The 13,612-nt window shown below is 38.8% G+C and carries 10 protein-coding genes and 1 pseudogene; 7 read left to right on the top strand and 4 right to left on the bottom strand.

From position 1 onward, the window contains the following. The first annotated feature begins 152 nt into the window (after nucleotides 1–152). Nucleotides 153–1,415: a rod shape-determining protein RodA gene (gene rodA, locus AC1DND_RS04450; protein ID WP_477579450.1), complete on the top strand. Its 1,263-nt coding sequence runs from the start codon at nucleotides 153–155 to the stop codon at nucleotides 1,413–1,415. 784 nt (nucleotides 1,416–2,199) lie between these two features. Here the strand turns inward: rodA and AC1DND_RS04455 are convergent. Continuing rightward, nucleotides 2,200–3,390 carry a hypothetical protein gene (locus AC1DND_RS04455; protein ID WP_477579451.1) on the bottom strand — a complete coding sequence of 397 codons (1,191 nt, stop codon included), beginning with the start codon at nucleotides 3,388–3,390 and terminating at the stop codon, nucleotides 2,200–2,202. Nucleotides 3,391–3,589: 199 nt separating this feature from the next. On the opposite strand from AC1DND_RS04455, the gene AC1DND_RS04460 reads away from it, so the two are divergent. The 6 genes from AC1DND_RS04460 to AC1DND_RS04485 all read left to right on the top strand — a co-directional run bounded on the left by AC1DND_RS04460 (nucleotide 3,590) and on the right by AC1DND_RS04485 (nucleotide 7,737). Beyond that, entirely contained in the window at nucleotides 3,590–4,048 is a 459-nt protein-coding gene (locus AC1DND_RS04460) for a hypothetical protein (protein WP_477579453.1), read from the top strand. 1 nt (nucleotide 4,049) lies between these two features. Next, on the top strand, nucleotides 4,050–4,457 hold the full coding sequence (locus AC1DND_RS04465; protein WP_477579454.1) for a hypothetical protein: 408 nt from the start codon (nucleotides 4,050–4,052) through the stop codon (nucleotides 4,455–4,457). Nucleotides 4,458–4,624: 167 nt separating this feature from the next. After that, on the top strand, nucleotides 4,625–5,206 hold the full coding sequence (locus AC1DND_RS04470) for a thymidine kinase (RefSeq protein WP_057932507.1): 582 nt from the start codon (nucleotides 4,625–4,627) through the stop codon (nucleotides 5,204–5,206). Between the two features lie 48 nt (nucleotides 5,207–5,254). Continuing rightward, nucleotides 5,255–5,860: a Crp/Fnr family transcriptional regulator gene (locus AC1DND_RS04475; protein WP_477579456.1), complete on the top strand. Its 606-nt coding sequence runs from the start codon at nucleotides 5,255–5,257 to the stop codon at nucleotides 5,858–5,860. Nucleotides 5,861–5,935: 75 nt separating this feature from the next. Continuing rightward, nucleotides 5,936–6,868: an NAD-dependent epimerase/dehydratase family protein gene (locus AC1DND_RS04480; RefSeq protein ID WP_477579458.1), complete on the top strand. Its 933-nt coding sequence runs from the start codon at nucleotides 5,936–5,938 to the stop codon at nucleotides 6,866–6,868. Nucleotides 6,869–6,915: 47 nt separating this feature from the next. Beyond that, nucleotides 6,916–7,737, top strand: coding sequence for an SDR family oxidoreductase (locus AC1DND_RS04485; protein WP_477579460.1), 822 nt, complete (start codon nucleotides 6,916–6,918; stop codon nucleotides 7,735–7,737). Nucleotides 7,738–8,021: 284 nt separating this feature from the next. On the opposite strand, the gene AC1DND_RS04490 is transcribed toward AC1DND_RS04485, so the two are convergent. The 3 genes and pseudogenes from AC1DND_RS04490 to AC1DND_RS04500 all read right to left on the bottom strand — a co-directional run. Next, a complete protein-coding gene (locus AC1DND_RS04490) occupies nucleotides 8,022–11,402 on the bottom strand; it encodes a DEAD/DEAH box helicase (RefSeq protein ID WP_477579462.1) in 3,381 nt (1,126 codons plus the stop codon). A 416-nt stretch (nucleotides 11,403–11,818) separates the two neighbouring features. Beyond that, nucleotides 11,819–12,850, bottom strand: a complete 1,032-nt coding sequence (locus tag AC1DND_RS04495; protein WP_477579464.1) for a GntR family transcriptional regulator — start codon at nucleotides 12,848–12,850, stop codon at nucleotides 11,819–11,821. Between the two features lie 43 nt (nucleotides 12,851–12,893). Further along, a pseudogene (locus AC1DND_RS04500) lies at nucleotides 12,894–13,612 on the bottom strand (carbohydrate kinase); the annotation flags it as partial.

Consider the following 13,612-nt stretch of genomic DNA (forward strand, 5'->3'; position numbering starts at 1 on the left):
GGCAGATAGTCTGTTGCTTAAAAAAGCAGATTCAACCAAAAGGATAAAAGATAGTTTGAGAATTAAATCGGCAACGATAAAACAGACGGTTACTACAAAACCTAAAGAATTAAAATCAGTAATCATCGATAAACCTGTAATCCAGAAATAAAATGCAGCAGCAACAGGGAAACCGTTTTTTCTTTAATGTAGATTGGATTACTGTTTTAATCTATATCGCCTTATGCGCTATTGGTTTCATCAATATTTATGCTTCCGTTCCACCAGAACACACAGCGGTGTTTGGCTTTAGCACGCTTTACGGCAAACAGCTAATTTACATCATCACTGGTTTAATTTTAGGCTTATCTATCTTATTGTTTGATGGAAGGCTTTTCAATGTCTTCTCGCCTTTTATTTATGGCGGCACACTGCTGTTGTTAATGGCCGTATTGGTAATCGGGAACAAAGTGGCGGGGAACCAGGCATGGATTGCAATAGGATCCTTTAAACTTCAACCTGCCGAATTTGCAAAGTTTGGCACAGCCTTGCTTTTGGCGAGATATGTAGGGGCATTTAACCCCAAATTCCGGGATGTTAAATCAATTATGATTGCAGGATTAATCGTGGGTGCACCGCTATTGTTAATTATGCTTCAGCCCGATACGGGTTCGGCATTGGTGTTTCTTGCATTTATGTTTCCATTATACCGTGAAGGTTTATCAGGTTATTTTCTATTGATATTTTTGGGAATGATTGTGCTCTTTATTGCCGATTTTCTGGTCCCTACCTATATCTTAATCATCATTATTACCACAATTGCTGGCCTTTTCATTTACAACAACAGAAGAAAACAAAAAATAATCTTCTCTACTGTTTTGGTAACCGTTTTCGCTATTGGCTATCTGTTTTTAATAAAAATTGCCTACGAAAAAGTTTTAGCTCCCCACCAACGTAGCCGTATCGAATTAATGTTAGGGCTTAAAACTGACAATAAAGGTGCGGGTTATAATGTAATTCAATCGCAGATTGCCATAGGCTCAGGGCAGGCAACCGGCCGTGGATTTTTACAGGGCACACAAACTAAATATGGTTATGTACCAGAGCAGAGTACCGATTTCATCTTCTCTACCATCGGCGAAGAATGGGGATTTATGGGCTGTTCTGTAGTGATAGGTTTGTATATGTTCCTTCTACTCCGATTGGTTAATTTAGCAGAAAGGCAACGATCTACATTCTCCAGGGTATATGGTTATAGCGTAGCCTGTATCCTCTTTTTCCACGTTTTTATCAATATCGGGATGACGATTGGTATTATTCCCGTAATTGGGATTCCCCTACCCTTAATTAGTTATGGTGGTTCGTCGTTATGGAGTTTTACAATCTTACTGTTCATCTTTTTAAAGCTGGACTCTAACCGGATGGGATTTATTTAGTCTTAAGTCGGGAGTCCTTAGTCTGGAGTCGATATATTAAAAGGAATTCGTCATTCCAAAGCAAAAGCAATCTTAAGGTTAGGTTAAGGCCGAAAATCTATTTACTGGAAAGCAAAAGTTCTTCTAAAATCAATGCGTATTCCCGCTAACCGCTTTACTTCTCCCGATAAAACCTGTGAAACAAGCAAGCATACCAAAAAACAATAAACAGCAATGCTTAAATCGGGCTTCGTGTTCGCTTTTATCGGGTTTAGGCGGGCAGTTCTGTCCTACCGGTTTGCGTTAATAAACCCAACTTAACGGAAATCCTTTTTGGAAAAATCATATTTTCCATTAAAGGTAAATTTACAAAAAGATTGAAGTGGTGGGACTACAGCACCAATGAAATGCTGAACAATCATTTCCTAATGATTTACAAAATTGGGATGGTTCATTTATAATCAGGCCAGAGTTGATATGCGTCATCCTGAGTCTTCAGCTTTTTAGAAAAACATTAGAGTGCCGAGAACAGGCTGTGAGGTCTCGTCATGTCGACCTTAGTGTTATAAAGGAATCCTTTGGAGGAGAGATCTTTAAAATTGTTCAAAGATTTCTCTCCCGAATGTTCGGGACTGCGCTCCAGTCGAAATGACGACTGATTTTAGAACTCTGTAATTGGTAATGTATTTTTCAGGGCCTAATGGATACTGACCTGTAGCGAAGCGGAAAGCTACGCAGTAAAACAAGTTCAGTATGACGATGCGCGGTGTAAGACCAGGCGCTAAACGCCTTACGCTTATCGCTTCTACCTACTAAACCTTCGGTTCAACAACTCGTAAAACTGATCAACTGTAGCCTGTTTATTGGCCCAGTTATTTTTCGCCGCATAATTATTCTGCAGGTAGCTATCTGCCGCTTCGAAACTGCTCATCTTATTTATGATATCAATTACTTCCGAATAGGCCAGATTATACCCATTAAAAAGATCCTTGATAAAAAGTAACTTTTCGTTCAAACTAATCGCCTGCTTTAAATCGGCAATAGGTGCTTTAACAGGCTCATCACTTTTACCATTTGTTTTGGCAAGCAGATCATTTAAACTTGGTGCAGGTTTAGCCGCCTCAGGCTGTGGAGATGGTTTTACCGGAACTGCTTCAGGCCTAAACAAGGGGCGCTCCTGTTCAACAGGCGGCGAAATAATGGGATCATCCAGTTTCACATCTTTCAGTGCCTCAATAGGCTCACTTGGCACAGCAACCGGTTCTACTTCTTTAACAACTGCAACAGGTTCTTCTTCGGCAATTACTAAAGGTTCTTCCTCCTCTTCCTGTGGAATTAAAAAAGGTTCAGGGCCAATTTCATCTTCTTCAGTTGGTGTAGGCTCTTCCTGAACAGATAAAGTTTCTTCCTTTTCGTGAATTATCTTTTTACGTGCTAAAATTTCAGCTTCTTCTTTGCTTAAAGGGCGATCGAAAATTTCTTCAACAGATTTCGCTTCATAATCGAACTGGTCGTTTTCATCGTGTGTACCCAATACAAATTCAAAAGTATGATCATCCTGGTCTGGCTTAAAGAAATCTTTATTCAAAAGCGATGCAGCTTTTTCTTCTTCAATAATTTCATCATCCAGCACTTCCTGTTCGGGCTTCACATCCACACGTTCTTCCTCTTCCTGAGCAGTAGCAACTTCTTCCAGTTCCTGCGGATCGAAACACTCATCATCTTCTACATAACTTTTTTCAACTTCGGGCAGTATAATGGTATTTTGTTCGGCCAACAAAGCATGATTTCCAGGTTCAGCAGGCTTATCTTCTACTATGGTGTTTAATTTTTTGACGACATTCACATGATCGGAAAGAAAATGGGCATTGGCCAGAAAAAGCTCCAGCTCCAAATCGTTTAATTGCTGAGGATTTTGAGCTAAAAACTGATATTGCTCATTTAATTCTGTTAAAATGCTGCCGATCTTTCTGAAAATATCCTGTTGGTTCATCATAAAATTAAAACGAATTTTTAGTCGATTTATGTTGGTAACTATGTGTTCAAAAATAACACATAATTCTCATTTAATTTCATTCGGTAATATTATAAAAAGCATACTTAAGTAGTTCTGTTATTATAACAGAAAATTTATAAAGAATGTTTAAGTACTTAGTCACCGATTCAATATATGATCAAATCATTATATTAGTAATATGAAATTTAAATACGCCCTCATCGTTTCAAGCTTAATTTTGGTCACTTCCTGCTCGGACACTAAACAAAAGACCTTGCCTAGCCTGACAATCCTTCAAGAAACACTAAACTTAAAGTCAGAGTTAAAAACGTCATACTTCAAAAAATTAGGTTACGAATTTAAAAAAGGTGACTCTATTAGCTTAACCTATAAACATATCGATCAAAATGATACAAGCTCATATCGCATAGCCGATCTGTCTACCTCTAAGGTATGTATATATACGACTAATAATAGAAGTGAATTAAAGTCCATTGTTAAGGAGGCAAAATCAAAGGGCTTCGTTCAAGAGATAAAGGAAAAAGGCATAACCGGCTACAGGAGTAACAGCCAAATTCTTTTTGTTACTGACACCGTTAAGCAGGGAAAAAAGATTTTTAGTTTGAATTTGATGCAATTGGGAATTAAAAAACTGTAAGATGAATTGGGAAACTATTTCGGGAATGTGTGCGGTAATTGGAATTGGGTATGCCATTTATCAATTTAATTTTTTGCCTACGAAAGAATTACATGAATCTAAGTTGGCCTTAGCTGCACAATTCGGTACATCCCAAAAGCTAATAAGATCATTAATTGCGGAGCTAAAAGACTATTCATTGGTTCATGGCGATTTAGAAATATTTAGTGATGGTTTAACAATTGGTGGGTATATCAAATATTTAGAAGATATGGAAATCAACAACTTATCTGATGAAACATTTGACAAAATAAATGATACAGATTTGAATAAAGATACGATAGCTGCAATGTCGAATTCTTTACATGCTCAAATACACAGTTTTAATAAATCTATAGCTTTTTTTCAGACTAAATTCAAGTATAAATAAAAATATCCCTAAAGATTCCTTCATTAAAACATAAGCAATATTAATTCAATCATATTTAAATACTTAATTATCATGTTGGTAACTTAGTAGCCAAAAATCATGCAATATTCTCATATTTGTTCGGTTTAAAAATTATAGAACAGACATAGGGGAATAAAAAAAGAGGCATGTTATTTAGCGAACAAAATTTTAGAAGAAGGGGCGAATTTTCGGGAAGTATAGAGGTGGTATGTGGCTCTATGTTTTCTGGTAAAACGGAAGAACTGATCCGCAGATTAAAAAGAGCCCAGATTGCTAAACTGAATGTCGAAATTTTTAAACCCCGTACCGATACCCGCTACCATGAAACTGCTGTGGTTTCGCACGATTTGAACTCCATAAACTCTACCCCTGTTGATAGCGCTTCGGCCATTTTACTACTTGGCACCAATACACAGGTGGTTGGTATAGATGAAGCGCAGTTTTTTGATGATGAGCTGCCTGACGTTTGCAATAAACTCGCCCTTAAAGGTATACGGGTTATTGTTGCTGGCCTGGATATGGATTTTACGGGCAAACCCTTTGGGCCCATGCCTGCTTTAATGGCCATTGCCGAACATGTTACCAAAGTAAATGCCGTTTGTGTTTGCTGTGGAAACCCAGCCCTATACAGTTACCGTACAGTTGCTGATGAAGCGACCGTACTACTAGGCGAAAAGGAAAGTTATGAGCCACGTTGCAGAGCGTGTTATAATCTGGACAAAGGATAACACCATTCTTGATTAATCTGTACCTTTAAGTTGCACTTAATTATTGATATGGATAAACAATTTAAAATCAATGCTTTTAGAACCGGTTTAGCAAAATTCGTAACTTTTGAAGAAAGCGAATGGGAAATCTTAACTCAGCACCTCAGTTTTTCTACCCTAAAGAAAAAGGAACATTTTGTAGTTGAAGGGAAAGTATGCGATTATATTGCCTTTATTATTCAGGGTGCTGTAAGGCATTATCATGTTAAAGACGGACAAGAAATTACTGGTTATTTTTGTTTTGAAAATGAGCTGGTAAGTGCCTATAAAAGCTWTGTAAAAAGAGTACCGAGTACAAACTTTATTCAGGCCCTGGAGGAAACCCAACTTGTTCTTATTGCTTACGCCGATCTTCAGAAAATGTTAAACCACCCCGTGCTGGGGCTGAAAATGGAACGGTTTGGCCGTCTGGTTGCTGAATATTACATCTGCTGTTTTGAAGACCGCCTTAATGCTTTTGTTATCCAAAGCCCCGAAGAGCGTTATACTGCGCTTGAAAAAACTGCAAAAGATATTTTCCAGCGTGTTCCACAACACTATATCGCCAATTTTTTAGGTATTACCCCTGTTTCACTCTCGCGTATCCGTAAACGTACACTCATTTTAAAGGATTAAATTTAAACCTTATCTTTTGTTAACGTTTTCATCGTTCCATACGGCATAACTTTGAACTAATTAAAAAACGAAGATATGCACACTATACTTGGCGCCGGCGGACCAACAGCAAACGCACTGACCAGAGAATTAAGCAATACTAACGAAACCATTAGATTGGTTAGCCGAAAACCAATTTCTACAAGCAACCCGAATGCAAGCTGGGTTAAGGCCGATTTATTAAATGAAGCTGACCTTTTCGCAGCAGCCGAAGGTTCGAAAGTAATATACCTCTGCGCCGGTTTGGTTTACGATGCCAAAGTATGGCAAGAACAATGGCCGGTTATTATTCAGAATGTAATTAACTTAACTAAACGTACAGGCGCAAGGCTGATATTTTTTGATAATGTTTATATGTATGGCCTGATAAATGGCCCAATGACAGAAGATACGCCTTACCATCCCTGTAGCTTAAAAGGAGAAGTAAGGGCAAAGGTAGCCGAACAATTAATGAGCGAATCGAAAGCGGGTAAAATAAATGTAACCATTGCCCGTGCTGCAGATTTTTACGGAGCAGATTCGATGAACAGCTTTTTTGACATGATGGTACTCGATAAGTTTGCCAAGAAAAACAAAGCTCAATGGATAGGAGACCCAAATAGACTACACAGTTTTACTTACATTGAAGATGCTGGAAAAGCTTTATTTCTGTTAGGCCAAACACCCGATTCTGGCAACCAGATATGGCACCTGCCAACCGCGGCTCCCTTAAAAGGGAAAGCTTTTATAGAAATGGCTGCAAAAATTTATGAAACCAAACCTCAATATTCTACCATTAATAAACTGATGCTACGTTTAGTAGGTTTATTTAAAAAGATAGTTTCGGGTACTGTAGAAATGTACTATCAGTACGATCATGATTATCATTTCGATTCTACCAAATTTGAAAAGGCATTTAATTTCAAACCTACACCTTATTATGATGGGATTTTAAAACTATCGAAAACCATGTATAAAAAGCAGAATTGACATGAATCAGGGCAAATTATAAAGCTAACTATTTATCTTTAGCGCCAATGATTCAAGATAATACGACACATAAAAACGGCATTAAAACCATATCGGTTTTAGGCTGTGGTTGGTTCGGCTTGGCCTTAGCCAAAAAACTGATCGGGTTAAGTTATACCGTTAAGGGTTCTACCACAAGCCGGGAGAAACTAGCAATACTGCAGTCCGAAAATATCCAGCCTTTTTTAGTCAACTTTACGGCAGAAGCGGTAGTGGCCGATCCAGCTTTTTTTGAGGCCGATACCTTGTTTATCTGTATTCCGCCAAAACGCAATTCGACTGAACTTCTTGATTATCCCCAAAAGATCAATTCAATTTTGGCAGCAGCGAAAGATAAATCGAAACATGTGGTATTGATCAGTTCGACGAGTGTTTACGCTGATGAAAACAAAATAGTAAATGAAACCAGCGAGACACATCCTGATACTGATTCAGGAAGAGTCGTTTTAGCTGCAGAAATTCTATTTAAAGAACTATTTCCCGAAAACTGCACAGTGATCCGCTTTGCGGGCTTAATTGGCCCTGACCGTAACCCTGGGAGGTTTTTTGCCGGAAAAAGTAATGTACCGAATGGTTTAGCTCCCGTAAACTTGATTCACCAAACAGATGCTGTAGGGATTGCGGTCAAGCTTTTGGAAAAACAGGCATTCGGCAGAACTTACAATGCCTGCTCACCAAACCATCCTGCAAAAATGGATTTCTATATTAATGCAGCCAAAACCACAGGGCTTGCCGAACCTGATTTTATTGCAGAAAAGAAAGATTGGAAAATTGTGGAAAGTGTTAATGTACCGGAATTTTTGAGTTATACGTTTGAGGTTGGGATTTAGAAATCTCGTCTCACGTTCGTCACCCTGAATTTATTTCAGGGTCTATTTTGCAAGAAAGATGCTGATCCCGAATGTTCGGGACAACATGACGATCGCGTAAGTTAAAGAGGCTAAAAATTATGACCATGAATAAATAGTAATCGAATTAAGGTCGATAGATTTCTCGGCTATGTTGCACTCCGCTCGAAATGACGATCAAATAAGGCACATTGGTGCCTCCACGAACCAAAACTAGATTCATCAGCATGGTCCTTCGACAGGCTCAGGATGACAACATGGATGATTTAACTCAACAAGCCCAATAATTCTTTCTTGGTCAAATTCTTGAATAAACTTCCATCCGTCTGGATCAGATCCTTAACCAGGTCTTTTTTAGTGGCCTGAAGTTTCATAATTTTCTCTTCAATAGTATCAGGGCAGATTAAACGCACAGCCATTACATTTTTATGCTGGCCGATCCGATAGGCCCGATCTATGGCCTGGTTTTCTACAGCAGGGTTCCACCATGGGTCAACCAGATAAACATAATCAGCTTCGGTAAGGTTCAATCCGGTACCACCAGCCTTTAAACTGATCAGGAAGACCGGAATATCTGCGTTTTGTTGAAATGAGCTAACTACTTCGGCTCTTTTACGGGTTTGCCCAGTAAGGTATTCGTATTTAATGCCACGTTTTTCCAATTGTTTTTTAATCAGATCGAGCATGGTTACAAACTGAGAAAAAACAAGGATTTTATGCTTTCCGGCCTTGCTCTCAATCTGCTCCATCAGCACATCAATTTTTGATGAAGCCTGTAAATACGATTTCCCATCTGCCAATAATGCGGCCGAATTGCAGATCTGCCTTAAAGTGGTAATACTTTTCAGCACATGCATCGAACTTTTAGGCAGCTCATCTTCCTGTTTACCCAGAATAAAATCTTGAATTTCCTTTTTGTTCGCTTCGTACACTTCGCGCTGCTCTGCTCCCATTTCGCAATAGAGTACAATTTCTGTTTTATCGGGAAGTTCTTTCGCCACCTGTTCTTTGGTCCTGCGGAGAATAAAAGGTCTTATTTTTTGCTGAAGTTCCTCTGCCCTTCTGCTATCCTTAAACTGATCGATCGGGGTTGAATATAAATCGGCAAACTGCTGTTTACTGCCAAACAAACCCGGACAAGCGAATGACAGCTGGCCATATAAATCAAAAGTATTGTTCTCAATCGGCGTTCCTGTCATGGTTACTTTATTCCTCGATTGCAGCATCCGAACAGCTTTATAACGCTGCGAATCTGGATTTTTGATCAGCTGCGATTCATCTAAAAAGATATAGTTAAAGCGATAATCCTTTAAGAAACGGATATCAGAAAGCAGCGTTCCGTAAGAGGTTAAAATGATTTCGTAATCATCGAAAGTATCAGTGGTTTTAGTCCTTTCGCCAGCATAAATGGTTTTTACCTTTATAGACGGGGCAAATTTCTCCACTTCGGCCTTCCAGTTAAATATTAACGAAGCCGGAACAACCACAAGATTTGTATTGTGTTTTACTTTTTCGCGCTGCGATAAAATGAAAGCCAAAACCTGAATGGTTTTACCCAGCCCCATATCATCTGCCAGACAAGAACCGAAATTAAAGTCATCCAAAAAGTTGAGCCAGTTTAAACCGTCTTTCTGGTAATGACGTAGCGTTGCTGTTAAACCTTTTGGCACCTCTACCTCTTGAATCGAATCCGTTCCTTCGAATTTTTGCTTATAAAGTTTCAATTCATTCTGCACATCACCATCCAATAAAGCATCTTCATAAAGCTCGTTTATCGAAGCAAACTTAATTTTTGGTGTAAGAATGGCATCTTCAGTTACTTCACCGGCACTAAAATAAGCAGCGAATTTTTCGATCCACTCATGCGGTAGTATGCCTTGGGTTCCATCATCAAGCGTTACAAACTTACTTTTGTTCCTGATCGACTTATGCAGATGCTTGAGCGCAACCTGTTGTTTGCCAAACTTCACTTTTACTTTGGTTTCGAACCAGTCTGTTCCACTTAAAACCTCGATATTAATTTTAGCCTGAAATTCGCTCAGTTTATTGTTTTTAAGCTGATTAAAACCTAAAATATGAATGCCTTTATTGCGCCATACCTCAAAAGCTTCGAGAAACCAGGCTTCTTCAAGAAACCGTTTGCGGTGCAGGTAAAAAGAATCGTTGGTTTCCTGATCGTAGAAATAAGGATGCTGTTTCAACACGTTTCCAATAAACTGAAGTTCAGCATTTTCGTCACGGTGTAAGGTAAAAAGGTTACCCAGTTTATCCTGCGCCTGGATCTGTTTTTTAGACAGCACAGGTATTTCCAGGTTCCCATATCGCATTACCGGCGTGAGGAGAATATAATCTTCTGATTCTGACAGGTAGATCAATTGTTCATTTTCGAGATCAAAACCTTTTTCTTCGATCTGGCTTTTGGTAGCCGGTTTTAAATAAGAATAATCTACGTGAATACTTCCCTCTAAAGGTACCAAAATAACCTTCTGAAACTCAGGATATTTTGTTTTGTGCAGGATTAATCTGTTGCTCTGCTTTTTAAAAAACCCGATTACGCGTAGAAAATCCAATCTGCCAATTAAATAAAGTTGATTCTTAAGTTTAACAAAATACTGGTGTACCAATACCAGGTTATCCAACTCGTAAGATTTTCCTTCGATAATTAACCGTCCGGTAATTTCGTAATAATCATCGCGTTGATTTACAGAAAGACGCAGATCTACTTCTAATAAATGTACATCAACTGCTGTAATGGTCGACGCTTGAATAGCGACAGATTGCTTACTATCCTGCAGGTAAAAAGGGATCTGCTCAGGATTTTTAACGATCGCTTTTAAAGCTTCAATTTCTGCCTCACTTTGATCGCTATTGTAATTCTGTTGAAAAGTGGTAATGCCGCTATAAAACTTTACCTGATTGTTATCATTTGTTTTAAAAAGCAAATCAGCCGGATTGATTCCTTTTATCGGGTTTTTAACCTTACCACTTTTAGTGGTTTCGGCCTCGAATAATTCTACCGTTAAATTGTTGTAATAGCGGTGTTGCCCAAAAACAAGGATCATTTTACCCCGATCGTTTTTAGCCTGTACTTTGGTTTTGGTTGCCGGTAGTAAAAGTTCCTGTAAATTTTGCTGAGCTTCTTTATTGAATGCCTGGAGAGCATCCATCTTTGGGCGGACATCTACCTGACCATTTTCGTAGCGGAGATTAAACAGAAGATCAAGATTCTCTTCTTTTTCCAATCCGTAATCGAGTGCAATTTTGGCAAGCTTTTGCTTCCGTAAGTTGCTGTCGAAAAAAATGAGCAGATCCTGACGTTGAAGGATATTGTACAAAACCCTTGCCTGATGCTCACACAATTTATGCTTCGGCGTGGCGCAACGACAAGAAAGTTTTACGGAGTTTGAGTGCTGCTGTACCTGAACAATTGGGAAGGGCAATCCAGAGGCCTCATCGCTAAAGGCTGCAAAATCGATTTCAATCTGTTCAGGGTAAAGCTGGTAAAAGCCCTTAACATCAGTATGGATCAATCCGCTCAAATGTTTGAGGATAACAATCTGGCTCAGATTTTTCAGGTTAAAATCCGTCAAAATATAATCGTAAGGATTTTGTTCTGATACTAGATGCGCGGTTACCTGTTCACTCATTTAAACTAAAATAGCTAAGTGATAAAAGTAATCATTAATAAGTTTTAGCTAAAACCTCTTTTTAGGTTTTTATGCACAATTAATCAAGAGAATTGTCATTTCGAGGGAAAATTTATTCCATAAAAACCAATATAAATGACAGTGCGATTTTAGCGAATTAATAGGCAGCGAGGAGTCGTCATTGCGAGAAGGCTTTTTCAGCCGACGAAGCAATCTTACAACGATCGCTACTAGCGTGAGCATTAAGATTGCTTCGTTCCTCGCAATGACGACCCTTTTTATTTAAATTTGTAGATGGTAATGGGGTGCAACGCAGTCGAGAACCCGAAGGCTCTGCGAAGCAAATCTGTCAAAATAGATCTCCCTCCCGAAAGTTCGGGACTGTGCTTCAGTCGAGATGACGAACTAACCGCGTACTACAGCGATTTACGCAAGTTCAAATAAAAAGGCACTGCTATCTTTTCAGTTTTTCCGTTGAGAATAAATTCAGCGGCCTGAGCGCCCAATTCGCTAAAATCAGTCGAAATGGTGGTAATCCCATCCAAAATAATCTTTTTTAAAGGCGTTTCGTTATAAGAAATTACGCCAACATCTTTCCCGATTTTAAGTTTTTGGGCAATTAAACGCTCAATGAGTGTTACCAGGTCATCTTCCATGAGGTTAATGTATACTTCCCCAGGATTAATTTCTTCGTCTTTAATGTTATGAATTACTTTATGATCGAAAGCATATTGCTGGCAGAACCTATAAAAACCGGTTAGAATCTCGTGCGGAAAATAGCTGTTTTTTGGGAAGATAATTTTTAAGGTCCGGTAATGAGATAGCCGGTCTAAAGCCTGTTCTAAAGCCGCGTAAATATCCTGTGCAAAGTTTTCATAAGCCGCAGCATAATCGCCTGTTACTCCTGGCAACAATTTATCAAGGATAACTAGTTTTTCTTTTGGAATGGTATTGATAATTTCGTGTGCATTTTCGCCTCCTTCTAAAAAATGTGGAATAATTACAAAGTGCGAATAATCATCACGTTTGGTAACGATCATTTTTTTAAACAGTGCGAAATCATTGTTGTAGATATAAAAATCGATCGCAGCACGCTCACCCAATGTTTTTGTAAACGAATCGTAAATGATCTTTTTGTRCGTACTGAGTTTATTAAAAAGCAGACAAACTTTTAGTTTACGTGAGAAATCGGTATTGATGATGAAATAACCCTTACCCGGTACAGAATCTACTACCCCAAGTTTCCGGAGGTTGCGGTAACCTTTTTCAGCGGTATCTCTCGACATTTCCAAACTGAAGCTCAGTTCATTGATAGACGGCAATAAACTATTTTTCAGAAGTTTACCACTTTCAATTGCGGCCAAAATAGCATTGGTTAACTGCTTGTATTTTGGCGTCGACGAATACTCGTCGACGTTAATGTAGGGGATTAAATCTTCTGGTTTCAAAATGGTTATATTGATATAGGAAATTCCTAATATAAGGAAATTCCTAAAAATCTAGTGTACGTTGTATAGCAGAATAGTATTTTAACTGGATCATATCCGTTGGTGCAGGGTTTTCGTTCCAGGCATCATTTATTGCTAAGGCCGTTCCTATCGCCGTAGCCTGCGAAACCGAAGAGGCATAAACCTCAATATCTGGAATAGAAGTAGCCAAAAGATGCATATAAATTGCATTTTTACCGAAACCACCATCTACAAAAATTCTTTTCACACCTGCATTTAAAATCAGCTTTAACGAGTAAATCTGCTGTTTGATCAGATCAAAAATTAATTGGTGATAGGCTTCTTCTGCCGTTTGAAAGAGGTTCAGATCACGCTCCGGGAAAGCAGAATTTGCTGAAAAGCCCTGTTGCTCCTGTTGGTTTTCAGGGATTTTATTGGCCAGTTTCAAAATCATTGAAGGATTAAACTTCAAATGTTTAAACAGATAGGCGGCACGATCGAAATGTTCTGCTATACGCTTAAGCTGTACCTCGTGCTCATAACCAGCAAAAATACGTGAAGCCTTTACCGCTTTGCCTTTAAAGTGCATGTAACACAGGCAATCCTGTTTAAGTTCTTCGGCAGTTAAAGGTTCCTGGTTGAAAGGGTTTAAACTGATACACCAGGTTCCTGTTGAAATGAGCACAAACGGTGTATTAAAATTGGCCAGATAGGGAATCAGTGCTGCAGAACTATCGTGCAAACCTACACCAACCTTTACAC

It is taken from the genome of Pedobacter sp. 01N416 (assembly GCF_056399685.1).